Raw genomic sequence first — 26,379 nt, 5'->3', positions numbered from 1 at the left:
TTTGAAATAAAATCTCACGAGTTACCTGCCCAAAGTAGTGAAATATTGTATTGGCTAAAAATTGAATCGGCACTTACAAGCGTCATGGCTTCTATCTGAGCCTGTGCAATCAACATTCTGTCAAAAGGATCTCGATGATGCAAAGGTAATGCAGCCGCTTGTAGAGCATGAGACGCTGTAATCTCAAGCGATCGCACTCCCAACTGCGCCATCCGATTAGAAAAATAACTGTCGAGAGAATCTGGCAGTGGTAACTTTCCGATCGAAACTTTTATTCCTATTTCCCAAATACTGGCAACTGAGAGCCATAGTTCATTAGCCTCATTGGCAATTTGAGCGATCGCCTCTTCATTTAAACGTTCTGGTTGAGCAAACCACCATAACCAGCACTGGCTATCTAGCAAGAGTTTCACTTGTCACCGCCCTCAAATGCCGCCAAAATATCTTCTGGCAAGGGAGCGTTAAAGTCTTCTGGAACTACGAAACGTCCTCGATCTTGTCCTAGGCTATGGCGTCGATTTGATGAGGCACGAAACGGAACCAACTTTGCGATCGCAACGCCTTGGTTAGAGATAATGATTTCTTCTCCAAGTTCTACACGTGACAAAAGTTCTGAGAGATTTGTTTGAGCTTGCTCGATATTTACAGTTTCCATAAAATTAAAAATCTAAGTCTTTAAACTAAGTCTAATCAAATTCATTGTTCAATTTTGTGAATTTCGACATTAGCTGTAAGCTCAACCTGACAAGCTAATCGAGCATTGGGATTGTGAGGCGCTAATGTATCCAACATTTCCTGTTCATCGGCTTGAGGTGGAGCAATGTCACCAATAACCTCAACTAAGCAAGTTCCGCAAATACCAGTTCGACAACCAAACAATACAGGTGAATTTTGAATCGTCAGATGTTCAGATAAATTTTGATGAGGTTGCAGAGCTATGGGAGAATAATCAGTTTTTGGAAAAGAAATTATACACAGTTCAGACATAATATCAATCCTCTCCGTGATGCTGTTCAAAACGTCGAAAAGCACTTTGTTGAGTCGCCAAATATCGAGAAATTGAATTAGAACCCATGAGTGACATTTCTAGATTTCTTCGCCAAAGATAATTGAGTTTTTCTACATATACCTTATAAGATTGCATCGCTTCTTGATGGGTTAAGTAACTGCGGTGCAATCCTTCGGACTCTTGTGTAAAACAGCGACGCATCATTTCTTTAGCATCGCGCTCGCTCATATCAAAAATAGGCGATCGCAATACGCGATAAATCTTCGTATACAACGCCGGATCGTACCAAAAAATTCCGTTAATTGCCGCCGAAAAGTGAAAGTGATCGCGCTGACATCCTAATAATCCTAAATTAGCAACTAATCGCTCAAATTTAGTAGGTGGTTTCAAGCAAGCAATGACATCATGAGATAAAATTGTCGAACTATTGAAGTGAAAGCTTTCATCTAGAAAGTGATAATAAGAAATTTTCGCAGGAATTGGCGCAGTATATTGATGAGGATGTTTTTGATAATAATTGCTGAGTTTATGTTGGACTAATTTGCCATTGAGCGTCCGCACTCCTCGGACTGTGAAATATTGACAAGCCAAAAATGTATTATTTGCAGAAATTAGTCCAAAGTATTGCAGTTGAATCTTTTTCCACCATGTTTTTAAGGCATTGGTGTCAGCATAAACCATCGTTTCGGTAAAGGGGCCGCGCATGGGGTAGGTAAAAATAAGTTCCCCAAATAATGCTTGCTCAACTTGTTTGGCAATTGTGCGAAAGGCGTTAATATGTGCGCGTTCTTGGGAGGATTCTAAATCTAAGGTATCGCAAATTAAGCGAAAGTCTTCTTGAGCGTAAAGTCCGGCTGCGCTAGTTTGATTAAAATAGATGGTTGCAATTTCGGCGGAAACAATTTGTGAGTAGTATGCTACCCAATAAAGGTGGTTTAATATGATGCGCTGATGTGGGGTGGATTGCTCCCACAAAGGTGTACCGTAAAGTAGGGAAAATTCTTCGGGGTTCCAATATTCGTCTTGGCAATCTTTATAACGAAAGTTGGCGGCTGCTTCATCCATTAAAGCAGTATGGTCTTGTTGTTTGTTGCGGGTGTGGTTAATTTGGAGTTTGCGATAGGTAGTTGGGTTGTCTGATAGTTTGTGAATAGTAGTTTCCATAAATAATCTCTAAAAATATAATCATTTAAATAGGACTTACGCAATTGGCACAAATAGCAGGCAGGGCAAAGCCCTGACACGCGACAATATAAATCAAACCAAGCACATAAAAATACTTGGGCGCTTCAGTTGCTGAATTAAATAATTAGAAAGCAAGTTATGCTTGATTTGATAGATAGTTTTGCCAGTTCTATAGGCTAAATTCTTTAACCTAACCCAAACCAACATTGCACAAGCAATATGATTTCTTTGGAGTCTAGCTTTCCGACACTGGCAAGATTCAATGCCAGTTAGTTGTTTAATTTCCCTGTGAAACTCCTCTATTTTCCAACGAATTTTACACACCTGTTGTACAACATCCGTGGAACTTTGAGATAAATCGTTAGTGGCGACATAATCCGTTCTGTTGGTAGAAACAGTAACCCGGAATAGTTTCACTTTTTTATTAGCTGGGAATCCTTTAATTTTTATGATTTTACCACAGTCTAATTCTTCTTGGTTCCATTCTAATAATTCAATCCGTTTATATTTTTCTTGACCAAATGTATCATCAACTAAACGATTATTTTTTAAAGGGCAATAATAAATTTTGTCTAAGCTATCAATATATAGCATTAAACTGTGTACCGCATACCATGTATCCATCAAAACAGTATCAAATGGTAAAAGCTTATGATACACAAGGTTTTGGAGCATATCTTTCACATGGTCTATCTTGGTTTTCCCATCGACATCAGGATTAAAAATTCGATAATCTATGACCCAAAATCTTTGAAGTGTAGGGTTGACATACACGCAGCTAACTACACCAATGCCTTTCAGGACACCATGCTCATTACCACTATATTGTCTTCTGACTATTTCTATTTCTTCAGAATACTTTTTATCTAAAACGCTATCATCAAATATGATGTAACCATTTTCATCAGACTCAACGACCTCTTTCACGTTATCCCATAGTAAACGAGGTGTTAATTTTTCGGTTTTCAAATAATAGTTAATTGCGTCATGACTAATACTCTCTAAATGCTCTGCCAAATTGGTAATTGTATAATTAATTTGACTACTTAATAAATATTGGCAGTAATTAAGCTTAGTAAATCTCATTACCCTTAGCGAAATTTATCTAATATAACCTCTACCTATTTTCTCACGAATATTTCGATAGTACTTCCAAGACAGCGACTTCTATTACGAAGGCAAAGCTTTCAAAATCAGATTTAATTAATACATATGTACTATGAACTAACGATCGCATTGTGCCAGTTGCGTAAGTCCTGTTAAATAACAATTAACCTCTTAAAAACCTCGTCCCTTCTGCTTTATTAATATACGCATTGATGAGGGGGGAGAGGTGCAAAGGCTCCTTGTGCGTCTAGGATTTGGAGGATGGTTTTTGCTGATGTTGGTTGCATGAGCGATCGCAGTAGTTGTAATCTAGTTCCACTGTGGGTTTCGGTGTCTAATTGTTCGAGGATTTGGATTTTTTGCGATCGCGTCAGATGTCCTTTGATTTGTTCAATGGCTGATAAGACGTTTTGCGGCCCTACTTGCACCATAAACAGAAATTTGGCCAACACATCAAGGATGGTTGCTTGGCTATCAGCTGAAAGTGGTGTTTGGTTAAATAAGGTGGTTCCGGTGCTGTGATGGCGTGCTTCTGCGTGTAGGAAACTGGCGAACACTTCTGCTAAGGCTGGATGGCGACATTCTTTGGCTAGGCGTCGGTAATGGCTTAAACCCCATCCTTCTAGTACTACCTGAAGCACAAATAACAATACTGTTTTGTCTGCACTTTCAACTACTTCTGCTAATAAGCTCAGAAATGGATCGTTGCTGTTAGTTGGTTCTGATTCTGATAAAAAATTAGTTATTTGGTTGAGGTGGGTAGCTTCATCAGCGCTAAACATGGCGTAGAGCATTCGCTCCTCAACTGTTTCAGCTAACAGTACCATCTTTGCCATATAGCCAACGCCTACTTTCTCAATAAAATAGGATTCTTCTAACAGGCTGCGATTGGTAAGTCCAAGTATGGCAGATTGTTCGGCTATACTTGCTTGTTGAAAGATTTGGACTTGATGCAAGTTGAAAAATTTCGCATCCCAATAATCTGATTGCTGCTGCGGAGAATTATCACTGTGATTTGGCAATGCTGCTGTTAGTATACGTCGCAATCGGTTATCGGGGGCTGCGTGCGGCAGGTCGAGTCCGGCAATGTTATATATATTAGTCATACTAAAACATTACAGAGGTAGATGAAGAAGAGCGATCGCTTTCTTCTGGACTATCAACAGTTTCCCAAGTTCCCCAAGTTAAGGCTTTCTGGCGATTAACATGCTGGATAAATTGCAGAATTGACCGATCTGCTTTGGTGGGTGTCTTCAAATCAAACTGAATTGTTTGAAATACTTGTGTATCGCCTTTAGCAAAGTAATTACCAACCTGCTGCGTTAACCACAGTAACCCACGATTTACACCCCATCCTAAACATCCAGGTCGTTTGGGAGTAACTAATATTGTTTGCCCTTCAGTTTGACCACCTTCGAGCATTCGCAACGCAAATATGATGTAGAAGTGCAGAAAATCTGGCCCTAGTGTCACAGTACCAGTGCTGCCATACCAATAGCACATACTATAAGTAACTTCATTGCGGTATAGAGGACGAATCAGGCGGATTAACCAGGAGTCATCGCCTCCTCGTGTCGTGTTACTGAAGGTAATAGCGTTAGGATTGAGGCTTTGCGAATCAAATACAATTTCTAAGGGTAAATTGTGGACTGTATTAAAGTGGTGAGCGTCAATCGCATTAATCAGCAACACATTAGGATGGCAGTTTTTGACAAACTGAGTTCCTAATATATAATCGCAGTTTATCTGTTCTAATTCAGGCACAAAGGGTAGCGAACTTGGTTGATCTTCTCCCACCCACACCCAAATCATGCCGTACTTTTCTGCCGTTGACCAAGTTTTGATACACACAGGTAAGGGTTTTCCGAGAGAAGGAACGTCTACACAAATTCCGCGTTCATCATACTTCCAATTATGAAAGAAGCAGCGAATCCCATCACCCTCTACCTTACCCTCAGCTAAATGTGCGCCCATGTGTGGACAATAAGCATCCACCGCTACCACCTGACCGCTAACTCCTCGATAAATTGCCAAGTTTCTACCCAGTAGCGTTACAGCCTTCACCCTACCAACCTTCAACTTTCTTGATGGTAATGCCCAGTACCATCCTTCTACAAATTGTCTCGGATTATTAAAGATTGAATTTGGGCTAGTACAATGCATAGGATTTATACTTTTTTACCAGTAGTATTTAACGTGTTTGAATAGGGAATATCTATATTTAAAAGAATTGTTGATGGTGAAGCAGCGCTGCGGGAGGGTTTCCCTCCGCAGGCGACTGCTGTTAGCGTAGCGTAAAGCCTTCGGCATAGCTTCGCTTAGAGCGAGGTACGAGCGTCACCCGAAGGGTGCGTTACGCTAAAGCGATAACACACCCAACATTTTAACTTAGCAAATTATCTGCGTTAATCGGCGTTTATCCGGCTTAATCGGCGGTTAATTTTAATCATTTAATTCCATCAATTCTTTTGATTGGAAATTAGCTGCTACAGGTTGAGAAGATAGAGGGGTGAGAGAGTAAATCGCATCTGTTGTTGTTTCAAAACAATTAGATAAACCAATTTTTTTTAACAATCCCGAACGTTCTAATAATTGTTGAACTTGGGGTTGTAAACCTGTGAGAATTAAGCGGCAATTATGCCGTTCTAAGTCGTGATAAATATCCTCTAAAGCTACTAATCCAGTCGTATCCATATTGGGTACAAACCGCAACCGCAGAATTAAATACTTCACTTCTGGTTGCTCCCGTAGAAAGGTAACAAACCTTTCCGCAGCACCAAAAAATACGGGGCCATCTACGCGATAAACAGCAATTTCTTTGCCTAATTCCAGAGGAATTCCAGGGGGAAATACTTCCGTTTCCGGGATTTTCGCCAAGCTTAAATCGCTCATACGTTTGATAAATAAGGCTCCGGCTGCAATTAATCCCACTTCGACAGCAAGAACCAAGTCAAATAATATTGTTACTAACCAGGTGAGAATCATCACCGCAAAGTCAGAGTAGGTAGCGCGTAGCAGTAAGCCAATTGCTTCCCACTCAATCATCCGCAGACTAACCACCATTAAAATCCCAGCCAGCGCTGCTAAGGGAATCTGCGCTGCTAGGGGTGCTAAAGTTAACACAATAATGGCTAAGGCAACGCCATGAATTACCCCAGACAGTCGAGTTTTACCGCCAGAACGGACATTGACAGCAGTTCGTGCGATCGCACCTGTAGCTGGGATACCACCAAAAAATGGAATAATAATATTTGCTAACCCTTGACCAATTAATTCGCGATCGCTGTTGTGTTTCTCGCTCACGGTCATACCATCAGCCACTACTGCTGAGAGCAACGATTCAATACTTCCCAGTGCGGCTAAAGCCAAAGCCGGATTAATCAATTCGCGAATCAAGCCAAAATCATTCCAGTGGGGAATACCTTGGAGCATCGGTAAAGCTTGCGGAATGGCTCCAATTGTGGGGACATCAAGATGCAAATAAGATGCGATCGCTGTTGCCAACACCAGCCCCATTAAAGAACCCGGTATTGTAGTGTTAATCTTGGGCCATAAAATATTAGTTGCAATCACCAGCATTCCTAATACAACAGCTGCCCAGTTTAACGCTGCTAGATGAGTTAAACTTTGCCAAAGTCCCGGCAAAAAATGTTCTTGACGCGGTAGTTGTAAGCCAAAGAAATTATTTAACTGACCACAAAAAATAATAACGGCAATACCATTAGTAAAACCAGCCGTCACAGGATAGGGAATAAACTTCACTAATTGTCCGAGTTTAGCGACCCCTAAAGCAATCTGGATAATCCCAGCTATTACCCCAGCAATCCAAACTTTCTCTAAGCCGTACTTGGCGACAATTCCCACCAAAATCACAGCCATTGCACCTGTAGGCCCTGTAATCTGTACAGGTGAACCCCCAAAGATTGCTGCGACAATTCCTGCCACAATAGCAGTGTATAGTCCCGCCTTTGGTTCCACTCCACTTGCTACAGCAAAGGCTAATGCCAAAGGTAATGCTACCACTGCCGCTGTCAATCCTCCCGCTAAATCGCCGCGTAGGTTACTAAACAAGCGACTGACACTGAAAAGCTGTGGTGCTTCCAGGGTAGTAGATATTGCTATCTCGTCGTTTTTAACTCTCATACACAAGTTGATGGACGTATAGGTTTAGATCCGTACAGAATCTTGCACAAATTCTAACAACGATTCTGAGTGCCACATTCTTTGTCCAGCGCGGGTGAGATTCTCATACCGAATTTCAGTTAAACAAACCAATTCATCCCCAAGTTTATAGCCTGGGTTTTTTTCCTCAAAAAATTGGATATGGGGGTTAGTCTGTCTTCCTGTGGGGATTTCTATTAAACCTTCTCTGAGAATTTGCGGCTGCTGAAAGCGAACAATACCACTTCCTTCTTCGTAAGAATCACCATAGTATTCTTGTGCCAGATTTGCCATCACATTCGCAACCTCGGTAGGTGTTGCTACATCATAGCGGGGGTAAAACTCTTGCCAAAAGGTAGGAAGAAAGCGATAGGTACGAAAACCAGAGCAAATTAGCAGCCAATACATTTTATCGTTGGCATAATATTCGCGCAGAAAATTGACTGCGGCTATCCAAGTACGCGGTAAGGTTGTACTAGACCAAGCGCTAGGATCGACAATCGTATCGCCGGAATACACTACAGTAATTTTCTCTCGCGCAAAATTCGTCTCGCACAACATCAGGGTAGAAAAGCCTTTGAGGGTATTAGTTATTTCTTCTCTCAACAACAACACCCAATTTTTGCGCTCTAGATCTGCCTGGAAGACATCCCAGGTTACACCGTTAAAATGATTATTTAGTAATGCATACATGGCGATGCGATCGCTTGGTTGCAGCTTTTGAACAGGAACCAGCCAACTCTTCATTATGTGGAATTTACCTAAAATTTAATTGATAGATGTTTTGTATTAACACTTTATCTAGCAAATTAGTATTGTTACGGAGTAATGTGACAGATCTCAGAATGGTTATTTACATTACTCTTAATAATGTTTAACAAAAATGGTGAATAAATTAAGTTAGTCACTGTAGCGAGTGACAATGCGATTGTATCGGGTGACAATGCAATTGTAGCGAGTGACAATGCAATTGTATCGGGTGACAATGCAATTGTATCGAATGACAATGCAATTGTATCGGGTGACAATGCGATTGTATCGAATGACAATGCAATTGTATCGGGTGACAATGCGATTGTATCGGGTGACAATGCGATTACACGAAAAAATTCCACAACCAAATATGAAAATTTCTGTTCTCCGCGCAGCAGTACTAGCCCCTAGAATTGCTGATGGAGCATTGCACTAAAGTGATAATACACTCTAAAATTTAATTTTCTTAACTGTAATGAATTGTTGCTATTTTGCTTGTATAGACTGCAAAAAATATATTGATGCGGGATATCGATGGGCTTATTGGCTACTGGAAAATCCTGGCATTATTGATAAAGGTGAAAGAATTTCGGCAGAGCAGGTTTTTCATGCAGAAAAGTACTGGCAGCCACCACCAGATGAAAGTTCGCCTTGGCTAATCAAGCAGATTTTACCAGCAGTACATAGATTTCTTAGCGAACATCAACAACATTGTTTGCTTTACTTGGATGAGGATAATTTTGCGAGAGAAGATTCAATTTATTATGACTTTCAAGAGATTGAAATAGAGTGCGATCGCTTCTAAGGTATATTTACGTTAGTAAACCCAAGAAACACTAATTCTAAATGTTGGGTTATGCTTCACTATGCTCAGATGTCAAAGCATTTACTATCTTTTGTGACCAGCGAGAAGGTTCTAGTTGATTCACATACTCCATATATTTAGCTAATGGCGTATCAATACTCAGGAGTAAGTTTGGATTAAAACGAATATTGTCGTAAATCTTGCCGTCTTCATCTCTGAGCATATAGTAAGCCAAGCGTGTACAGAATAGCAAAAATTTACTCACCAAATATCCCCCGATTCCTTTACGTTTTTCAGTTACATAAATTGGTTGAATTCGCGTTCTTCCTGGCGCAATTGGAGTGTAAGCATATATCATGTGCAACGGCGGAAACAGTCGCACTTTTTTCATCATTGTTAATAAGCCAATGCAACCATGAGCATACCGCATAGAATACTCATAGGTAGAACCAAGAAATCTTTGCCCTAATCGTTCTCGCCAGGTTGTTTGCGGAAATTTCCCCCGCATTGTAAAGTCAATTTGTGTACCTAATTCGCTGCGATGTAGCGACAAATCCATTTTGATATCTAAACGATGAATGGTTTTTAAATGTTGGGCATCAATACCATTCATCATACAAATATGGTGATGACAACTTCTTTCAAATGCGCGATCGGGTTGTGCAATAATTTCTTTACCTTTTAATTCATCAAAATCAGCCACACATTCAGGCGCTACAGCATCAGGATAAATCCAGATAAACCCATACTTTTCTGCTGTTGCATAAGCTTGTACTTTTGCTTTAGCCGGGATTTCTGATTGACAGGGAATATTTTGGCATAGTCCTGTTTCATCAAATGCCCATTGATGAAAGGCACAACGAATCCAATTATTATCAACCTGTCCAATTCCTAAATCTGTTCCCAAATGCGGACAGTAAGCATCCAAAGCACGTACTCGCCCATCTTCACCGCGAAAGATGGCAATTTTTTGACCACATACTTCTACAGATTTTGCTTTTATTTTAGGTAATTCATGGCTAGCACAGGCAATATACCAACCCTTAGCAACTATATTCCAGTTATTAAATATTTGCATAATTGCTTGACTGATAATTATGTAATATTTCTTGCCGTTGGCGAATATCATCTTGATATTTGCCCATTACAACCCTGAGTAACATTCGACCTAAACAGTAAGAAGCACGCCAAGAAAACACAGCATCTTGTAAATCGATATGGCTACGCTCAAATAAAAAATGTCCGGTTAATCCAATTACCTGAGTTAATGGCAAGCCTAAGAGTAACCATAAGTTTTGCAACTTCCAAGCAGAAAAGAGCAATCCGTAAAAAAAGAATATCCCTACAATATGTAGAGCGATATTAACGGGATGCTGATGTTTGAGAACAAAAATATCCCAATAATCTGTAAAAGGATGATCTATAATTTGATTGTTAATCTGATTTCTCAATTTTTGTTGAGGATTATAATTGAGTTGATTCATAAAAAAATTTGTATATACAGCAGATCTTAAGTTGGTAAAATAGGTTAGCTAAGTTTAACGGCTTTCAACCGTGCGCTGCCACTAAGTATTGACCTGCCGATACTCGCCCATAAAATAACGCAGATGTATCCATAATTGCCTTGTCTTCGCTATTTTTTAAGCAGAGTTACGGCAATATTGATGAGACTTAGAAGTATGACAGACCAAAGTTGCCATCTTTTGATTACTTCTTCACGGGCTTCAAGATTTGCTTTTCTCAATCTCTCGATATGTTGTAAACCCCAATCAATAATTTCAAGTGTAGAAGGACGAGCATCTTTTCCTGTACGAAATTGGCTACGAAAAACATCATCACCTGACAACGCTTCAATTGCTCTTAGCTGTGATGCTTCGTCGCTCAAGTCACGAATCCAAGCGGGACGCTTATTAACTTGTGATTGCATTGCAGTTTTCCATTCTTCCAATCGGTCTGAAGATACTCCCGGTCGGAACAACTCACCGCGTTCTTCCACGAGACTTTCTATGTTATAGTCAGCAGGCAAATTCAACCTATATTTAATTGCCTTATAACTCATAATGGAAATAGGATCATTACAAGCTAGTACCCATAAGGCTGAAAGAATATCAAATTTATCTCGGTTGTCCTTTGCTCGATACTTCTTCTTCATTTTGTAAGACGGATGCTATTTGTTGTGATGTTTTGAATCAATAATAATGTAGCTGAAAAATCTAACAGGTCAATAGCAATACCTGGCAAGCTGTCCATTGTAAGGGAACCAATTTTGGGAAAATATTATTTGCTTGCCCAAGAGTTTACGCGATCGCCAACAACCTTCCCACGACCTCAAGCGCCAATATTGTAAAATTAGGTCAAAGATAAACCCTAAACTCTAGACTCATGAGTTCCTATCCCCTGTTGAAAGTTGAGATTTATGAACTCAGCGTTGCAGAACGTATCCAACTTGCTGAAGATTTATGGGACAGCATCTTAGAACAGCAAGAGGAACTTCCCTTGAGTCAAGCGCAACAACAAGAATTAGATCGACGTTTAGAAAATTACAAGACAAACCCTGCAAGCGGTTCTAGTTGGGAAGAGGTAAAAAAACGCTTAGGGTTCTCTTGATCTTCTCTCTGCGTCTTTGCGCCTCTGCGTGATTTACTATCTTTGATACGGAGACAACACAGTTCCCAATCTTTCACGCCTCAAGCGATCGCTAACTAAGTTTACCTATTCTATCAGCAACAACTTATCCACGGTAGTAAACCAGTTTCCTTGGTGTTGTCTACTAAAGCGGAAGATACTGAATCTGTCCTGCAAATTCACCTTCTAAACTACAATCTATAATCGTCAGAATATCTTCTATCACTTGCCCAACTCCTGCATCTGTACTAACTTCAATCACACCAGGCATTGGCAAATCTTGTGCTACTCGTTCATAGGCAAAGCGTGTAATTGTAGCAACATCATGAGTCAGCAAGATTCTATCTTCTTCAGCTGCCCAAGCCAAAATTGTTGGATCGTCCTCACCTGATAAACCAACATCCTGAACTCGGACAATATCAATACTCGCTCTACGTCGCAATAGCCCCCTGACAATAGTGTTATCAAAGTTCTCATCAGCTAGCAACTTCAACATACTTCCCGTTGAGCTTTGCGAGCAAGTAATCTGTCACGCAATCCTTGTGGATCAAACTTAGCTTCGTTCATTCTCCGAATTTCTTGGGCTTGCTGCTGTCGTTGCTGTAGGTATGTTTCGACTTCTTGCTGATGATTGAGATAGAAGGCAATAGTAGCGTATACATCAGCAAGCTGAAGCGATGGATAGCGGTAAATAATTTCTTCTGCGGTTGATCCTTGATTGAAAGCTGCAACTACAGTGTCTAGTGTTACACGAGTTTTGCCTACCCGAACTACACCTTCAGCAGTAATTTGCAATGGAGCAGGTTCAGCTACAATTGCTAATGCCATAAGTAATACCAAGATATTCGCCTTTAATATTAGCAAACGTTAGCCTGTTCACGGCTCATAAACCTTACTGCGATGAGGGATTGTCTGCATCTTTGCGCTTCTGCGTAAAATACCCTCATTAACACGGAAACAAAACTGTTCCCAATCTTTCACGCCCCAAGCGATCGCTTACCTTACCTCTACTAACAACCCTCACTCCATTAATATAAACTGCTTGCACAATCTCATCCGAACCCCGCTTCACCATCCGCGGTTCGCCATCTAAAACAGGATCTAATATTTCCACTTGCGGGCTAATTGGCTGATTTAAAGCATTAGGATCGAGTAAAACTATATCTGCTTTCGCACCAACTTTCAGCACTCCTGTATCCAGACGAAACCAACGCGCGGGTTCTCCAGTAACGCGAGAAATCGCAACTTCCGGTGAAAGGAAATTTGTTGCAACTGCTTGTTTGAGCAACGATAAAGCGCCATCATAGTAGCCAAGGTTACGCACGTGTGCGCCAGCATCAGTAAAACCAGGGAAAATATTAGGGTGTCGCATCATTGCCAAACGGGGTTTTAAGCGATCGTTTGCTCCCGTTGCTACCCAGCGCAAATCTGTATCGTAAGTCTGCAATGCTTTCATAAACAAATCTACTGGTTCTTGTTGCTGGCGGCGGGCAATTTCTGCAAAGCTTAACCCTTGCCAACTCGCTTCGGGACAGTCAACAACTTCCATTAAATCTAATTGACGATGAAAAGATTTGCGCCATTTACTATTCCATTCTTGGCGAAATTGGCGACGAAAAGCTTCAGATTGCCACAATTGTTGGCGTTCCTGCCGTGATTTGCAACCATTAAGTTGTGCGCCTGTGGAGAATTCTTCAAATAACGGGGTGACAGGGCCATCTGAGTAAATGGTGAATGGTTCAGTTAATGTTTGAAAGCGCACATTACCATTGAGAATGCGATTCCAAATAAACAAGATAGGGGAGAATATTCGCCATAGTTTGCGATCGTGGACTGCATCTAAAGCTGAGAGAATAGTTAGCCGCAGTGGTTTGCCAATCCCCGAACCCATCCGCAGAATGTCTACAAAGGAAGTTAGCTTGTGTAAATTGGGAGTGACTTGAAAAACGCGATCGCGTTTTCGACAAAGTTTAGCTAGCATGGCATACTCTTTATACTTGGCGTGTTGTGAAGGAATCGTATACCCTTGCCATTCACCACTCATCCGATGCCAAGGAAACATATCAATAGAAACACCAAAAAATCCAGCATCTAAAGCATCGGCTGTAATTCGCTGCATAAGTTTTAGCTCGAATTTGCTGGGTTGAACGGTTAAACTGCGTTCCAATCCCATCACATAAGCGCGTAAAGCACTATGGCCAAACAAAGGCGCAACATTCGGCCCAAGGGGTAACTGTTGCAAATGCTGTAAATATTCTGCTGGTGTTTGCCAAGAAAGCGACTTGTTCAGCCATTTGGCAATTAGCCGATGGGAAAGCGTTTCTACCCTTTGAAAAATATCTGCCAGCATTTGAGCTTCACCGATCGCGATCGACAAACTACAATTGCCAATGACAACGCTGGTGACACCATGACGCACAGATTCACTCAGTCCCGGTGCAATCTCCAACTCTAAATCGTAGTGAGTGTGAATATCGATGAATCCTGGCGTTACCCACAACCCAGAAGCATCAACTACTTCACGGGCTGCAACGGGTAAGGAAGGAGCAATTTCCACAATTCGTCCATTTTGAATCCCAACATCCCCGCGCACAGGTGCAGATCCTAAACCATCGAAAATTAACCCGTTTTGAATCAGCAAATCCAACATGATTTTTTGTTGCCCTTTGGTTGTTATTGGATCTGGTTAGGGTAATTATAGGCGGGGAATTTATGGAAAATAGCGATCGCCTGCAATGTTAAAACATCGGTCTGTTATGCCAAGACGTCGGGCTGTTATGTTAAAACATCGGTCTGTTATGCCAAAACGTCGGGCTGTTATGTTAAAACATCGGCTTGTTATGCCAAGACGTCGGGCTGTTATGTTAATACGTCGGCTTGTTATGCCAATACATCGCGCTGTTATATTAATACGTCGGTCTGTTATGCCATTGCATTGACCTGCAAAAGTTAACCTATTCTTTTTTTAACCTTGCCTAGTGCAATTGAAGGCAGAGATTGGGAGCGATCGCTCATCATCAACTTACTGATAAACTTTGGTTACTTGGCGATCGGATCTCATAGATAATGGCTAAATGCAGCAGCTTACATACATATAATGCTTTTTATTGCAGTGTTAGCCTGCTTGCTACACAACTTTAATTGCTTATACTCATTGGCGGCTGAACTAATACTACTTGTAGCTTGGATGTACGCCATTTAGCACCATTAATTTGAAAAACAGCGCTCTTTGCTCCCTTTTCTTCAGTCATTTCAATAAAAGCAAAAATTTCAGCTTGACTATCCTTAACAAGACATACTTGCCGAACAGTTCCATAATCAGCAAAAATAAATTTAATATCATTTTCTAAAGCTTGATCGTATAAATTACCAACATAAATTATTGGATTAGGAGATTGATAAATAGACATAAATACTGGTGGAATCAAACTATAAAGTTGTCTAGCATCAATCACCTGCTTTTGAGTTTCTGCTGATTGATCGTTAGCTACTTCTTGTGGATGAGGAGGAGAAGGAGTGTCAAAATCATCTCCTTTTATTGGACGATCCATCCACGTCCAAGCTTGCCAAGCATCTTCGTCATCATCGGAAGGTAATATTGCCGATCCCATTAATTGACCATGCTCATCATATACTTCGATAAACTGGCCGCTATTATCCCAACCATCATCCACATAACCATTGATGCAAATAGCAAAGGTTGGAATTTCACTTACAGGAACTTTGAGAACAGAGATATCGCTGAGGCTGTGTTGCGCGTACCAAAGATGCCGATCAAATGCATCTAAAACACTTACAGGTACTCCTTGAGAATTGTTGATACTGCCACTAACATTTATCGGCGGCTCGTCACCACTGCCACTAACACCTGCTCCACCAATCCTACAATTAGATTTGAACCCGCTTATTCCTTTATAGGGATTTTCTACAAAAAACTTTTTCAAATATTCTTCGTAAAACTGCCTAACTACTAATTTTTTATCCATAATTACGCTTGCAGTACAATAGAGTTTTCAAGTTTGACGATAGTTCTATATTATAGAATTTAATTTTTTAAAAGAACGAATACTTATTATTAAATAAACTTTATTAATATTATCTAACTGCCAGTAGAACAGTAATATCGCTCGCCTATCTTCCAAAGCTGAAGCGCCACTATCAGAAAAAGAATACCTGCGATTGGTGAAACGTAACAAAACCACAAAGGCACTGCAAAATTATCTTCTTTTTCCAGCACTGCAAGCATAGGAAAATAGCTGACACAGCCAAGCGGTATCAAGAAGGTAAAGAATCTCTGAAACCATTTGCTATAAATTGAAAGCGGATATTGAGCCGTTTCAACGCCTCCATAAGTGAGGATATTCATAATTTCCAGCGATTCAATAGTCCAGAATGTGAGCGTTGCTTGGATGATGACAATACCAACAAATAGTGCCACACCACCAATAAATGAAGTACCCAAAAGCCACAATGTTTCTAAGGTAAAGGGAATGTGCAGCGTTGAAAGCGACCATGCCATAACAACAATCCCTTGAGAAAATCTTCCTATTCGTTTCAAGGTAAATTCTGTACCTAGAAGTTGCAATACTGTAGTGCGTGGACGAAGTAGTAAACGGTCGAAATCACCGTTCCTAATGATTTTCGCAAATGAATCAAACCCTTTGCCAAGCGCATCAGCAAAAGCAAAAGAAATATTAATTAATCCATAAAAAAGAGCAACTTCCGAGAGCTTCCACGTACCAATAGTATCAAAGCGGGAAAATAGCACCCAGATTCCCAAAAATTCTATAATAGTTCCTAAAAGCTGTCCTAATACTTGTAGCAAGAAGGACACTTTATACTGCATTTGCGACTTGAAAGATACAGATATATATCGAAAGTAGAGTAAAAAATTATTCACAATTAATTCGCTCCTGTCACATTAATTTAGATAAATTACGAATTATTTTATCCGCCTTGAATTACAAGTTTGCTGACACCACGTTTTACTAGAAAACGTCCAAGAATAACAATGATGACTATCCAAAAAATTTGATGTAACAATACATTAAACAGTGAATTTGGTAGAAGATTACCAGTAAAAAGACGAAATGGTTTGTCGAGAAGTCCTGAGAAAGGAAGTGCATTTAAAATAGGCTTGCTCCACTCAGGAAAAAGTGGTAAAGGAACAATCATTCCAGAGAAAATAGTCACAATAGCAGGAAAAATACTATTAATTCCTTCACCAGAAACTGTCCACATCATTGATACAGTGAGAAGCATAGTCAGTGCAGACGAAAGCAGAATTGCACCGATAAAGGAAAGCACAAAAGCAACGAAAGCTGCAAATGAAGGTGGAAAAGCAAGCGATCGCTCTCTCAACCCTACAATAGGAAAAAGAAAAATTGTGACAGTAAGTAGCGGAATACCACGCAGTATTAGGGGTGCTGTGCGCAGTGCTAAAGCGCGAGTGAACCAAAAATTATAAAGGTCTGTGGGTCGCAGCAAATCATATCCCACCGCACCAGAACGGATTAATTCTTGAATTTCGCGATCGCCTGACCAAGGTACAATCGCTATCAGAAAAGCTTGCCCAAGCCACACATATCCTATCGCTTCGTGTAAAGTCATCGGTTGAGTAGTGGGTACATGAGTGAAAAATGCTTCCAGAACCATTACTTTCACAAATCCCCAAAAAAGCTGAGTTGCTACCCCTGCTAAAGCAGCAGTACGATATTGCAACAGCAGTGCAAATCTCGCCACAAACAGCGACCAGTATGCTGTCATCCGAAAATCTCTCCTGAATTGGCGTAAAGTTCTGCAACTATCTCCTCTATCGGTGGATTTTCTACAAACAGATCCTCCACATCGTGTTTTGAGGTAACTTGGCTAATCAAGGATGCAGCAGAAAGCTTTGTGGGATCGAAAGCCAGAGTTACTGTGCGACCTTGTTTGGAGATGATACTAACTCCTGCTTCTGCAAAGGAAAAATCATCGTTTGCCAAGTCAATTCTTAAATAGCGGCGTGAGCAAACTTGAGAACGCAACATTGCAAGCGAACCATCACAAAGAATCTCACCACCACCAATAATAATGACGCGATCGCACAACGCCTCGATATCATCCATATCATGGGTAGTTAAAATCGTGGTGACTTGATGAGTTTTATTCAGCGTTTTGATAAATTTTCGTACAGCCAGCTTGGAAACTGCATCCAGCCCAATGGTAGGTTCATCCAGAAACAGAATCTCAGGTCTGTGTAGCATTGCGGCTGCAAAATCACATCGCATCCTTTGACCAAGGCTTAATTGTCTCACAGGAGTAGAAAGAAAGCTCTTGAGGTCGAGTAAATCAATCATTTCATCGCGGGTTTGGCGATACGCTGAATGTGGGACGCGATAAATATCCCGCAGCAAATCGAAAGACTCCATTACTGGCAAATCCCACCATAGTTGCGTTCTTTGACCAAACACCACACCAATTCGACTAACATGACGGATTCTATCTTTCCAAGGAGTGCGTCCGCCAATGATGCATTTGCCACTGGAGGGTACTAAGATACCGCTTAAAATTTTAATAGTAGTTGATTTACCAGCGCCATTGGGGCCGATGTAGCCTACCAGTTCTCCTTGCTGTAGCGAGAACGAAACTCCCTTAAGTGCATAAACTTCTCTAGTTTTTCGCTGCACTAGTCCTCGAATTGAACCTAAAAGCCCAGAGGAACGTTCAGACACAAAGAAAGTCTTCTTGAGGTCTTCGACAAGAATGTGAGACATATATTACTGGAATGCAACTGCATACAATGAGCAATAAATTAGTTCAATCTTGCTTGATTAAATTATTAAAATGGTATCAATTCCTTGATAACCTCTGAAGCTATTACTGAGTGGTCAGGAAGCTTTCCAATATAAAGATAGTTATAAACATTATTTTTTGAACAGTGTCCAGAGAGCAAACTTCCATAAAGTAATTTCTCTCGCAAGAAATCGACAAATTTTGTTTCTTCTCCATCATCAAATAATACACAGTCTGCTAAAGCTTTACCTACTTTAAATTCCATTGCTTCACAATTACTCGCAGACATACCAACTGACAAAGAATCTACACTCAAAGGTGATACCAGTGGGTCAATTCTTCGCTCGATATAATATTCTCGAATCCAGCCATTAACTGTTCCTTGTTTCCACTCATATTTTAATTTTTCCCATGCATCTGTAATTTCTTCTAAGCTCTTTTCCAAACTCCAAAATGTTATTCCTAGCATGTGCCAACGCAGCTCATCATTATCTGACACATCATCAGATAAATTTGGACTACTGGAAAAACTTAAGGCGACTGATTTTGAGTCAAGCGACTGAATCAAACTTTTAGATAGAGGGTTAGAAGCAACCAGATCAACCGAGTGAATAAATTCATACCAAGCACGAACAGAAAATGGTAATAAGCCCCATCGTTGTTCAAATAAATCAAGATGTTGGGAGGCATTAGATTGTGCTGGTATAAAAACTTGGTCTGGTTGTTCAAATTCAAAACCTAACTTTGGGAGACGATGCGCTATCATTTTTAGATTAGTGCATACACGTCTCATAGTTTCTCGTGCAACAGCCAGGGCATCATCTCTAAGAGAAGATTCAAGAATTTCACCTAAGCTTTGTAGTTCTTCCCAAACACATTCATATTCACCTGCTAAGTAGCGCTCAAAGAATGTAGGATTTGACAAAATATAAATAACCTATTGATAAAATTTAACTTTTATTTAACCCTAAACTTTGGTTTTAATCTAATGCGATCGCTACGTTTTTACATATATATATGGTTTAATGCTTCATGAAATATTCTAATATATACATATCTACAACCACAGGATAATTTCTGGCTTCTCTCAAGCACTTCTATAATGATGTTCGATTTTTATCCAGCGCAATCGCTTGTGATTGAATAGTGTTATCCACGCGATCGCACTCTTTGCAAAGATAACTGTACATCCTCGTCATTTCTGACCTTGGGAACACAACTGTTTGTGACAAATAACTTATTATTAGTATTAAGTTAACCATTACTTAACCAACTATCTAATAGCTGGAGACAGGAAAAAGCTGCTGGTAGGCATGAAGCGGTTAAAATCCAATTGGGGATTGAGTATCCCCTTTGGTAGAAACTCGCACAACTTTGTCGAAACCTTCCGCCCCAATGTCGCAGACATCACACCCAATCACCCAGCTATTGCAACAGACACAGCAAGCAGGTGTGAGGTTATGAGCAACGGCAAACCGAGGAATAATTTCCAGCACAAATCAGACAAGCGAATTAAAGATTGGCGATGTTTGTTTGCAGAACTACTGGGCACGTTTTTGCTCACATTGGTGGCGGCGGGTGCGGATGTTATCGAAGCAGCAACGCATCATGAATTAGGACACGCTGCCAAAGTCGTAGCACCTGGACTGTTGGTGATGGCAATGATTTACACTGTGGGAGAAGTTTCAGGAGCGCATTTCAACCCAGTTGTCACATTAGCATTTGCGATTCGGCGCGACTTTTCTTGGCGGCGAGTGCCAAGTTATTGGCTGGCTCAATTCGTGGGTGCTATCTTGGCAGCACTATTCCTGCGATCGCTTTTTGGTAATGTAGGACATCTAGGAGCAACGCATCCTGATGCTCAATATGGCGCATTTGCTGCCGTGATGATGGAGCTTGTGCTGACTTTGCTGTTGGTGAGTGTAATTTTAGGAACAGCGCAACAGCATCGCTTAGTTGGACATAACGCGGCGGTTGCGGTTGGCGGAACAATTGCGCTTTGTGGCTTGTTTGCTAGCCCAATTAGTGGTGCTTCCATGAATCCAGCGCGTTCTCTTGGCCCCGATATCGTTGCTGGTACGCTGAGTAACACTTGGATTTATGGAGTTGGGCCAATTGCTGGGGCAATTCTGGCTACTTTGTGCGCGTGGTTATTGCATGGTAATCCTAGCGAAGACGAAGTTAAAGCAGCTGAAGGCGATCGCTCTCACCAGATGAAATAATGTTGGAGTGCGATCGCTTAACTTTTCCAGTGCTTTTTGTTTGCATAAAATTCAGGCTTTGAATACTAATTATCAAAAGGGCACAACATTGTTGTGCCCCTACCTGCGTAATTCATTTACGTGCATCTAATCCCAATATTCCTATTATAATGCTGGTGCTGTTCCTAACAGCCCTACTACTCCTAACAACATCCCAATCCGATCCCAGAAAACAAATCCTGCGTAAGCACTTCTACTACCTTGCTGTTGATAGTGTGCTAGTGCGATTGTCACAATCAGCATCATTGCTGTAGAGAAAACTAAAAATATCACAGGATGCGCCATCGGCAATAGTAGCACCGCGATCGGAATTGACACAATCAACATTACCATTAATGCCCAAGCAATCCGAAAAGCTGTTTCCTTTCCCCAGCTATTGGGAATCGTGATAATTCCCTGACTGCGATCGCCTGCTGTATCGTGTAAATCCCAGATAATTTCCTTAGCGAAGATATAGAAAAATAAAAACCAAATTGGGTAAACCATCGCTAAAGGTCGATCTACAACTAAACTACCCAACAAAATCACCGCCGCAGTAATTGTAGACACAATGAAATTCGCCAAAATACCGCTTTGCAGCAGTATGTGAGAGTAATACCAAAGCAAAATGGAACTGACAATTACCAACAGCAAGCAAGAGATTCCTAAAGGAATAGCCGCTACAGCCGCACCGATAAATAGAATCAAAGCCGCCCACCACACTGCATCAGGTGAAAGGCGACCGGATGGGAGTGGTCTTTCTGGGTGATCGATGCGGTCTTTATCTACATCCCAATAGTCATTAATTGCACAGGCCGCAGAGTGCATAAAAATTAAAATAGTTGCTGTTAATAAATATTGCTGTAATGAAGCTGCTGAATTCAACGCATAGATCGTCGCACAGCCTGCTAAAGCAGCAACAATCGCAACTGGTAATCGGAAAAGTTGAGCAAAATCACGAATCAATCTGATTTTTTTATTCTCTTCAGAAGAAAGGGAAGTGTTTTCTTCTGGCGCAGAAATTAACGCAGTAGCTTTTTTATTAATATGCAATTGTTCGCTCATCGCCAACCTCACATATTTAATGTGGGTAATCAGAAATAGCATTTATCCCCATAGCCATTACTCCTGAAACCTGAAGAAAAATTTCTGCTCGGTCACTCCATGAGCATCAAATTTTACCTATTCAGGTCAGGTACAGGCTACAAGGTATTTAACATAGGCGAAAAACAAATTTTAGATAGTTACAGCGTATTTCAAGTAAATGAGGTATGCGGGTAGGGGCACAACATTGTTCATTGGTGTCAACTTAACGTGAAACCCGCTTGGTTGCAAGGTTTCGCCCTCACCCCCAGCCCCTCTCCCACAGGGATAGGGGAGCAAGAGATTTAATTCCCCTTCTCCCCCAGGAGAAGGGGTGAGGGGATGAGGGCGAGGGTTTTTGTACAACACTCGCCGTATATAGCTTTTAGCTTAAGTTGACACGTATGAACATTGTTGTACCCTTACAATTATCTGTACCTCACCAACTTGTAATCTGCTGTATTAGTTTGTTTTCTTGCCACCTACTTACTTAGTCTATCTCATAGATATTGATGCAGGAATTTTGTCAAGGGGTTTGTAAAAAAAAATCTGCACTTTGATAGATCGTACAGTTCGGTTCAAAGGGAAAGGGAAAAAGATTAATTCAAATTCCCTTGTTTAATTTCCACCCAGCTGGTAAAAATATGTCGCACTTCTAGTGAGGGTTAATAGATGGTGAATCAGACATATCAAGCTGATGTTTTAGTTGTAGGTGGCGGAGTTGGTGGTACAGCAGCAGCGATTCAAGCGGCGCGACGGGGAGCAAAAACTATCCTAGTCAGTGAATTTCCTTGGTTGGGAGGAATGTTAACCTCGGCTGGGGTATCTGTTCCCGATGGTAATGAATTAGAAGCTTTTCAAACGGGGTTATGGGGTGAGTTTTTACGAGAATTGCAGCAGCGTCAACCAGGAGGTTTAGATCGTAGCTGGGTAAGCTTTTTTAGTTTCGATCCGCGGATTGGTGCAGAGATTTTTGCAGATTGGGCAAAGGAATTACCAAATCTGCATTGGATTGATGGAGAAGTTCCCTTAGAAGTTTTTCAACAGGGAAGTTGTGTAACTGGCGTTCGGTTTAGCGATTTTATTGTCAAAGCCAAGATTACTCTCGACGCTACAGAATTAGGCGATTTATTGGCTTTGGCTGAGATACCTCATCGTTGGGGTTGGGAATGGCGATCGCAATGGGGAGAACTCAGCGCACCAGAAAGCCCTAATCATCTCACAGAGAAATATCCCGTACAAGCACCGACTGGGGTAGTGCTGATGCAAGATTTTGATGCAGAGGTAGCGCCAGAAATACCAAGCGCGCCTAACTACGATCCATCTCTATTCACAGGTGCTTGGGATGGCTATGGCGCAGAGCAATTTTTGAATTACGGACGCTTACCTGGCGGTCTGTTGATGATGAATTGGCCTATCTGTGGGAATGACTACGGCGAAGGTTTAGGGCGGCTGCTAGAGTCAAAAAGTAAGAGAGATGAATTTATTCAACAATCTCGCTGGCATAGCCAAAATTTCGCCCATTATATTCAAAAACAGCTTGGTCGGCGTTACGGGTTGGCTGCACAAGTTTTTCCCCATTCGCCTACAGCTTTTGCACTACATCCTTACTATCGCGAAAGCCGCCGCTTAGTGGGAATCTCCACTGTGAGGGAACAGGATATTTTGCCTGTAGCCGGGGGTCAAGTTGCGCCATTACATATAGATACAATTGCGATCGCTAACTATGCCAACGATCACCATTACCCTGGCTTCAACTTTCCACTGCAACCTAAATCGATTCGCTGGGGAGGACGCTGGACTGGTACACCCTTCACCATTCCCTACAGTTGTCTAGTTCCAGTCACCACCGATGGTTTTTTAGTTTGTGAAAAGAATATTTCTGTTTCTCATATTGCCAATGGGGCAACCAGATTGCAACCAGTGGTGATGGGTATTGGACAAGCCGCCGGCATGGCAGCATCTATATGTGTTGAGTTAAATTGTCAACCGAGAGATTTACCAATAAAAACACTGCAAACAGCTTTACTTAAGGATAATCGCGCACCTGCGGCAGTCGTTCCATTGTTTAATTTGCCACCTAATAGTTCTCAGTGGTTACAGTGGCAGACATATTACTTAAATAATCCTCAAGCTTATCCTAGCGATGGTAATTGCCCAATTTCATCTTCTTCTCAGTATTTTTACCAGGAAGAAAATAAAGTATTTACACGGAGTCAGATCTGCTTTAAAGGCACTTTATATTTTCAGGATCAGCAAGATTACAGATTCACAATAATTTCACCAAGACTTCATAAACAAGAGAATTGGCAGCTTGTAACCCTGCGATCGCATATCGATTCCCAACTAAAAGCTTGTAACCATCAGCAATTGCTCGCAGTTCGCGGTCGCCTCAACCATGCTGGTAATTGGCTACTAGTAGAACATATAGAGGTTTAATACTCTTGATTTTTATTCAGTAAAAAACAATACTTTTTAGGGAATTGTCCGGATGCAGTAATAAAAACTCAGTAGCAGTGAATAAGTGAGTTCTAAAATAAACATTTGCTATGCGTGCAGTCTTTTCGCTTTTAGCCTCAAGTTTGATAATGGCTACCTTGATTTTTGACTATCAAGCAATGGTCAATCGCGTATCTCATCTATTGCTGGCCTCCTCTGCTTCCGAGCAGTTACTCGCAGCCAGACCTAAACCCAAGCCCAATCAACCCGAAAAACCTACACCACATCGTGGTAGTGGGCGTAGAGAGTTAATGGAATATTACGGAAATGTTCGTCCTGCTGTTTAACCACTTTAGCAGTAATTTTTATTTTCTCAGGGAAGTTAAATTACAGGCTTATGGAGTGTTTTGCTTAACATCCTTTACACAAACTTTATAGTAGAGCGATCTCAATCAACACACTAAGTACGTCAGCATTTGCTCAGTATTCCATCCGTAAGTTTTGTATTCATAGCCAAATCCCATCCTGATGTTCCGAATGTGAAAAAACCTGAGTTACTGTATCAATCGCATCACCGCTTCTGAAACGCTACGTTTACTGCTTCTGTTCTTATTGTTTTTAGTACTTATATAAGGTTATCGGTGCAGATCGAGGGCTTTTAACTCTAATACAGATTAATTAGCAAGCCCATCTACAACTTAGATACCGACTCAATTGATAGAGAAATTCAAATTAAATTAATACACCCCTTGACCAAGTGGCGAGTACTCCGCACTTTGCAACCTACAATCTCAGATGTTATTTCTGAATGCATGGTAGGAAGCTAGTGCTGCTGTGCAGAAGTCAAATGTCAAAAGACTTTGATTTTAAACTTTTGGGTAGTTTTGGATAGTAGGCTGACTTCTGCCATGCTGTACAAGGGTTGTGTTAACACAGGTCTATGCAACTTGCTTCTCTTTTGCCAATTCTCTATCGTCTTCTCCAACCCAGTTTTCCTAACTGTCTTTGGAGTGGCGATCGCAATTCTAGAGCGATCGCACTCACGTTTGATGATGGGCCGCATCCCCAATACACTCCGGAGGTATTGGCCGTTTTAGACCGCTATCAAATTCAAGCTAGTTTTTTCTGGTTGGGTGCTTGTGTAAATCGTTCGCCAGAGATAGCTAAATCGATATGCGATCGCGGACACTGGATTGGATCGCATGGCTACGATCATCGTTCTTTTCCTACACTTTCCCCCATACAACTTCGAGACAGTTTGGAAAAAACCCAAGCTGCAATTTACAATGCTTGCAATCTCCTGCCAGAAAAAGTCAGGGATGTTAGACCACCCAACGGTTTATTTACTCCCCAAACTTTAAAATTATTTCTTCAGTGGAATTATCGTCCAGTGATGTGGAGCGTCGTACCTGTAGATTGGACTAGCCCAGGAGTGACTACCGTAGCGCAACGCGTTCTCAATCAAGTGCAAAACGGTTCAATTATTGTTTTACATGATGGTGCTTATGGCGGTCAAGATGTAGCAGCAACTTTAGAAATTTTAATTCCGCAATTACTACAAAAAGGTTATCAATTTGTCAGCGTTGATACTCTCTGGCAGCAAGCTAAAATTCATCATTAGCTACCCATCACAGAAGCCTCACACTTTCACTTAGTCATGAAAGAGTGAGGTAAAACAAATTGCTGCACATCTGAAGTTTCTTACTAGTACAAAATTAGCTGAAATCTATCTTCAGCTGCTTTTGACATGGCTTGTTGAAGCAACTTCAGCATCATTACTGGTAGTAGCAACAGGTTCACCAGTTCCCAATAAATGATGTATTTCACTTAATGAACTTGGTGGTGCTTCTGGTTCTTTTGGGGACTCACTCATATACTCAATTAGGTCTTCTACTTGGCAATTGAGCGCTTTACAAAACCTAATGATTCTTTCAATATGATCCGTCCCAGTTCTGCCACTTTCCCAGTTTTGGATAGTGCTTTCAGTCACGCCAACAAGACGTGACAACTCAAGCTGGGTTAGCCCTGCCTTTTCACGAAGCAAAGCGATCCTTGGTTTTGGCTTTTGTTTCACAGCTATAGCACTTTTCTTTGATTATTTATAGTCGTAGATCCTAGCACCAAAAAAAAGCAGCGCTTAAAAAACACCAGAAAAAATTTTGATCTGCTCCTTTTGCGAGGTAGTTGACAACTGCTTT

The 26,379-nt window shown here is 41.1% G+C and carries 29 protein-coding genes; 7 read left to right on the top strand and 22 right to left on the bottom strand.

What is annotated here, in order from left to right; translation table 11 throughout:
- Positions 1-14 precede the first annotated feature (14 nt).
- The 9 genes from AACU33_RS20220 to AACU33_RS20180 all read right to left on the bottom strand — a co-directional run bounded on the left by AACU33_RS20220 (position 15) and on the right by AACU33_RS20180 (position 8,209).
- Positions 15-413: a type II toxin-antitoxin system VapC family toxin gene (locus AACU33_RS20220; protein WP_096590358.1), complete on the bottom strand. Its 399-nt coding sequence runs from the start codon at positions 411-413 to the stop codon at positions 15-17.
- Positions 410-655, bottom strand: a complete 246-nt coding sequence (locus AACU33_RS20215; RefSeq protein ID WP_096590357.1) for a type II toxin-antitoxin system Phd/YefM family antitoxin — start codon at positions 653-655, stop codon at positions 410-412. The genes AACU33_RS20220 and AACU33_RS20215 overlap by 4 nt, the downstream gene beginning before the upstream one ends.
- A 41-nt stretch (positions 656-696) precedes the next feature.
- A complete protein-coding gene (locus tag AACU33_RS20210) occupies positions 697-987 on the bottom strand; it encodes a 2Fe-2S iron-sulfur cluster-binding protein (RefSeq protein WP_339376163.1) in 291 nt (96 codons plus the stop codon).
- Positions 988-991: 4 nt separating this feature from the next.
- Entirely contained in the window at positions 992-2,173 is a 1,182-nt protein-coding gene (locus AACU33_RS20205) for a P-aminobenzoate N-oxygenase AurF (RefSeq protein WP_096590356.1), read from the bottom strand.
- Between the two features lie 93 nt (positions 2,174-2,266).
- Entirely contained in the window at positions 2,267-3,280 is a 1,014-nt protein-coding gene (locus tag AACU33_RS20200) for an IS701 family transposase (RefSeq protein ID WP_096586464.1), read from the bottom strand.
- A gap of 218 nt (positions 3,281-3,498) precedes the next feature.
- Complete coding sequence (locus tag AACU33_RS20195) at positions 3,499-4,407, bottom strand: ferritin-like domain-containing protein (protein WP_096590355.1); 909 nt, start codon at positions 4,405-4,407, stop codon at positions 3,499-3,501.
- Position 4,408: 1 nt separating this feature from the next.
- Positions 4,409-5,464, bottom strand: a complete 1,056-nt coding sequence (locus AACU33_RS20190) for an aromatic ring-hydroxylating dioxygenase subunit alpha (protein WP_096590354.1) — start codon at positions 5,462-5,464, stop codon at positions 4,409-4,411.
- A 279-nt stretch (positions 5,465-5,743) separates the two neighbouring features.
- Positions 5,744-7,423 carry a SulP family inorganic anion transporter gene (locus AACU33_RS20185; RefSeq protein ID WP_096595318.1) on the bottom strand — a complete coding sequence of 560 codons (1,680 nt, stop codon included), beginning with the start codon at positions 7,421-7,423 and terminating at the stop codon, positions 5,744-5,746.
- 45 nt (positions 7,424-7,468) lie between these two features.
- Positions 7,469-8,209, bottom strand: coding sequence for a hypothetical protein (locus AACU33_RS20180; RefSeq protein WP_096590353.1), 741 nt, complete (start codon positions 8,207-8,209; stop codon positions 7,469-7,471).
- Positions 8,210-8,356: 147 nt separating this feature from the next.
- On the opposite strand from AACU33_RS20180, the gene AACU33_RS20175 reads away from it, so the two are divergent.
- Positions 8,357-8,626 (top strand): hypothetical protein, encoded by a 270-nt coding sequence (locus AACU33_RS20175; RefSeq protein ID WP_445291793.1) that lies wholly within the window; start codon positions 8,357-8,359, stop codon positions 8,624-8,626.
- Between the two features lie 64 nt (positions 8,627-8,690).
- Positions 8,691-9,020 carry a hypothetical protein gene (locus AACU33_RS20170; RefSeq protein WP_096590351.1) on the top strand — a complete coding sequence of 110 codons (330 nt, stop codon included), beginning with the start codon at positions 8,691-8,693 and terminating at the stop codon, positions 9,018-9,020.
- Positions 9,021-9,069: 49 nt separating this feature from the next.
- Here the strand turns inward: AACU33_RS20170 and AACU33_RS20165 are convergent, their stop codons facing one another.
- The 3 genes from AACU33_RS20165 to AACU33_RS20155 all read right to left on the bottom strand — a co-directional run bounded on the left by AACU33_RS20165 (position 9,070) and on the right by AACU33_RS20155 (position 11,079).
- A complete protein-coding gene (locus tag AACU33_RS20165; RefSeq protein ID WP_096590350.1) occupies positions 9,070-10,098 on the bottom strand; it encodes an aromatic ring-hydroxylating oxygenase subunit alpha in 1,029 nt (342 codons plus the stop codon).
- On the bottom strand, positions 10,085-10,504 hold the full coding sequence (locus tag AACU33_RS20160; protein ID WP_096590349.1) for an Mpo1-like protein: 420 nt from the start codon (positions 10,502-10,504) through the stop codon (positions 10,085-10,087). The genes AACU33_RS20165 and AACU33_RS20160 overlap by 14 nt, the downstream gene beginning before the upstream one ends.
- Before the next feature lie 149 nt (positions 10,505-10,653).
- Positions 10,654-11,079 carry a hypothetical protein gene (locus tag AACU33_RS20155; RefSeq protein ID WP_339376162.1) on the bottom strand — a complete coding sequence of 142 codons (426 nt, stop codon included), beginning with the start codon at positions 11,077-11,079 and terminating at the stop codon, positions 10,654-10,656.
- Between the two features lie 323 nt (positions 11,080-11,402).
- Here AACU33_RS20155 and AACU33_RS20150 point away from each other — a divergent pair, with 323 nt between their 5' ends.
- Complete coding sequence (locus AACU33_RS20150) at positions 11,403-11,627, top strand: addiction module protein (RefSeq protein ID WP_096590347.1); 225 nt, start codon at positions 11,403-11,405, stop codon at positions 11,625-11,627.
- Between the two features lie 163 nt (positions 11,628-11,790).
- On the opposite strand, the gene AACU33_RS20145 is transcribed toward AACU33_RS20150, so the two are convergent.
- The 8 genes from AACU33_RS20145 to AACU33_RS20110 all read right to left on the bottom strand — a co-directional run bounded on the left by AACU33_RS20145 (position 11,791) and on the right by AACU33_RS20110 (position 19,344).
- Positions 11,791-12,141: a DUF5615 family PIN-like protein gene (locus AACU33_RS20145; protein WP_096590346.1), complete on the bottom strand. Its 351-nt coding sequence runs from the start codon at positions 12,139-12,141 to the stop codon at positions 11,791-11,793.
- Positions 12,135-12,473 (bottom strand): DUF433 domain-containing protein, encoded by a 339-nt coding sequence (locus AACU33_RS20140; protein WP_096590345.1) that lies wholly within the window; start codon positions 12,471-12,473, stop codon positions 12,135-12,137. The genes AACU33_RS20145 and AACU33_RS20140 overlap by 7 nt, the downstream gene beginning before the upstream one ends.
- A 118-nt stretch (positions 12,474-12,591) precedes the next feature.
- The gene (locus AACU33_RS20135; protein WP_096590344.1) at positions 12,592-14,295 is read right to left on the bottom strand and encodes an N-acyl-D-amino-acid deacylase family protein; all 1,704 of its coding nucleotides are present in this window, start codon (positions 14,293-14,295) and stop codon (positions 12,592-12,594) included.
- 487 nt (positions 14,296-14,782) lie between these two features.
- Positions 14,783-15,631, bottom strand: coding sequence for an RNA recognition motif domain-containing protein (locus AACU33_RS20130; protein ID WP_096590343.1), 849 nt, complete (start codon positions 15,629-15,631; stop codon positions 14,783-14,785).
- Between the two features lie 113 nt (positions 15,632-15,744).
- Positions 15,745-16,545 (bottom strand): ABC transporter permease, encoded by an 801-nt coding sequence (locus AACU33_RS20125; protein WP_096590342.1) that lies wholly within the window; start codon positions 16,543-16,545, stop codon positions 15,745-15,747.
- 47 nt (positions 16,546-16,592) lie between these two features.
- Entirely contained in the window at positions 16,593-17,411 is an 819-nt protein-coding gene (locus AACU33_RS20120; protein ID WP_096590341.1) for an ABC transporter permease, read from the bottom strand.
- On the bottom strand, positions 17,408-18,400 hold the full coding sequence (locus tag AACU33_RS20115) for an ABC transporter ATP-binding protein (protein ID WP_096590340.1): 993 nt from the start codon (positions 18,398-18,400) through the stop codon (positions 17,408-17,410). Before AACU33_RS20115 ends, AACU33_RS20120 begins: the two co-directional genes overlap by 4 nt.
- A 65-nt stretch (positions 18,401-18,465) precedes the next feature.
- A complete protein-coding gene (locus AACU33_RS20110) occupies positions 18,466-19,344 on the bottom strand; it encodes a hypothetical protein (protein ID WP_096590339.1) in 879 nt (292 codons plus the stop codon).
- Between the two features lie 388 nt (positions 19,345-19,732).
- Here AACU33_RS20110 and AACU33_RS20105 point away from each other — a divergent pair, with 388 nt between their 5' ends.
- Complete coding sequence (locus AACU33_RS20105; RefSeq protein ID WP_339376161.1) at positions 19,733-20,641, top strand: MIP/aquaporin family protein; 909 nt, start codon at positions 19,733-19,735, stop codon at positions 20,639-20,641.
- 144 nt (positions 20,642-20,785) lie between these two features.
- Here the strand turns inward: AACU33_RS20105 and AACU33_RS20100 are convergent, their stop codons facing one another.
- Positions 20,786-21,724, bottom strand: a complete 939-nt coding sequence (locus AACU33_RS20100) for a geranylgeranylglycerol-phosphate geranylgeranyltransferase (RefSeq protein WP_096590338.1) — start codon at positions 21,722-21,724, stop codon at positions 20,786-20,788.
- 690 nt (positions 21,725-22,414) lie between these two features.
- On the opposite strand from AACU33_RS20100, the gene AACU33_RS20095 reads away from it, so the two are divergent.
- From AACU33_RS20095 to AACU33_RS20085, 3 genes are all read left to right on the top strand, one after another.
- Positions 22,415-24,181 carry an FAD-dependent oxidoreductase gene (locus AACU33_RS20095; RefSeq protein WP_096590337.1) on the top strand — a complete coding sequence of 589 codons (1,767 nt, stop codon included), beginning with the start codon at positions 22,415-22,417 and terminating at the stop codon, positions 24,179-24,181.
- A 110-nt stretch (positions 24,182-24,291) separates the two neighbouring features.
- Positions 24,292-24,528 carry a heterocyst-inhibiting protein PatX gene (gene patX, locus AACU33_RS20090; protein ID WP_096590336.1) on the top strand — a complete coding sequence of 79 codons (237 nt, stop codon included), beginning with the start codon at positions 24,292-24,294 and terminating at the stop codon, positions 24,526-24,528.
- Positions 24,529-25,121: 593 nt separating this feature from the next.
- Complete coding sequence (locus AACU33_RS20085) at positions 25,122-25,802, top strand: polysaccharide deacetylase family protein (protein ID WP_096590335.1); 681 nt, start codon at positions 25,122-25,124, stop codon at positions 25,800-25,802.
- 111 nt (positions 25,803-25,913) lie between these two features.
- On the opposite strand, the gene AACU33_RS20080 is transcribed toward AACU33_RS20085, so the two are convergent.
- Positions 25,914-26,255: a helix-turn-helix transcriptional regulator gene (locus AACU33_RS20080; protein ID WP_096590334.1), complete on the bottom strand. Its 342-nt coding sequence runs from the start codon at positions 26,253-26,255 to the stop codon at positions 25,914-25,916.
- Positions 26,256-26,379: the final 124 nt, after the last annotated feature.

It is taken from the genome of Calothrix sp. NIES-2098 (assembly GCF_963875125.1).
Classification (GTDB): Bacteria; Cyanobacteriota; Cyanobacteriia; order Cyanobacteriales; family Nostocaceae; genus Aulosira.
Note: the sequence above shows the minus strand (reverse complement) of the source record. Positions and strands in the feature narration are given on the sequence as shown.

Coding starts and splice junctions, on each gene's coding strand:
- AACU33_RS20215 (WP_096590357.1), bottom strand. CDS start 655: ATGGAAACTGTAAATATCGAGCAAGCTCAAACAAATCTCTCAGAACTT.
- AACU33_RS20210 (WP_339376163.1), bottom strand. CDS start 987: ATGTCTGAACTGTGTATAATTTCTTTTCCAAAAACTGATTATTCTCCC.
- AACU33_RS20205 (WP_096590356.1), bottom strand. CDS start 2,173: ATGGAAACTACTATTCACAAACTATCAGACAACCCAACTACCTATCGC.
- AACU33_RS20200 (WP_096586464.1), bottom strand. CDS start 3,280: ATGAGATTTACTAAGCTTAATTACTGCCAATATTTATTAAGTAGTCAA.
- AACU33_RS20195 (WP_096590355.1), bottom strand. CDS start 4,407: ATGACTAATATATATAACATTGCCGGACTCGACCTGCCGCACGCAGCC.
- AACU33_RS20190 (WP_096590354.1), bottom strand. CDS start 5,464: ATGCATTGTACTAGCCCAAATTCAATCTTTAATAATCCGAGACAATTT.
- AACU33_RS20180 (WP_096590353.1), bottom strand. CDS start 8,209: ATGAAGAGTTGGCTGGTTCCTGTTCAAAAGCTGCAACCAAGCGATCGC.
- AACU33_RS20170 (WP_096590351.1), top strand. CDS start 8,691: ATGAATTGTTGCTATTTTGCTTGTATAGACTGCAAAAAATATATTGAT.
- AACU33_RS20165 (WP_096590350.1), bottom strand. CDS start 10,098: ATGCAAATATTTAATAACTGGAATATAGTTGCTAAGGGTTGGTATATT.
- AACU33_RS20160 (WP_096590349.1), bottom strand. CDS start 10,504: ATGAATCAACTCAATTATAATCCTCAACAAAAATTGAGAAATCAGATT.
- AACU33_RS20155 (WP_339376162.1), bottom strand. CDS start 11,079: ATGAGTTATAAGGCAATTAAATATAGGTTGAATTTGCCTGCTGACTAT.
- AACU33_RS20150 (WP_096590347.1), top strand. CDS start 11,403: ATGAGTTCCTATCCCCTGTTGAAAGTTGAGATTTATGAACTCAGCGTT.
- AACU33_RS20145 (WP_096590346.1), bottom strand. CDS start 12,141: ATGTTGAAGTTGCTAGCTGATGAGAACTTTGATAACACTATTGTCAGG.
- AACU33_RS20140 (WP_096590345.1), bottom strand. CDS start 12,473: ATGGCATTAGCAATTGTAGCTGAACCTGCTCCATTGCAAATTACTGCT.
- AACU33_RS20135 (WP_096590344.1), bottom strand. CDS start 14,295: ATGTTGGATTTGCTGATTCAAAACGGGTTAATTTTCGATGGTTTAGGA.
- AACU33_RS20130 (WP_096590343.1), bottom strand. CDS start 15,631: ATGGATAAAAAATTAGTAGTTAGGCAGTTTTACGAAGAATATTTGAAA.
- AACU33_RS20120 (WP_096590341.1), bottom strand. CDS start 17,411: ATGACAGCATACTGGTCGCTGTTTGTGGCGAGATTTGCACTGCTGTTG.
- AACU33_RS20115 (WP_096590340.1), bottom strand. CDS start 18,400: ATGTCTCACATTCTTGTCGAAGACCTCAAGAAGACTTTCTTTGTGTCT.
- AACU33_RS20105 (WP_339376161.1), top strand. CDS start 19,733: ATGAAGCGGTTAAAATCCAATTGGGGATTGAGTATCCCCTTTGGTAGA.
- AACU33_RS20100 (WP_096590338.1), bottom strand. CDS start 21,724: ATGAGCGAACAATTGCATATTAATAAAAAAGCTACTGCGTTAATTTCT.
- AACU33_RS20095 (WP_096590337.1), top strand. CDS start 22,415: ATGGTGAATCAGACATATCAAGCTGATGTTTTAGTTGTAGGTGGCGGA.
- patX (WP_096590336.1), top strand. CDS start 24,292: ATGCGTGCAGTCTTTTCGCTTTTAGCCTCAAGTTTGATAATGGCTACC.
- AACU33_RS20085 (WP_096590335.1), top strand. CDS start 25,122: ATGCAACTTGCTTCTCTTTTGCCAATTCTCTATCGTCTTCTCCAACCC.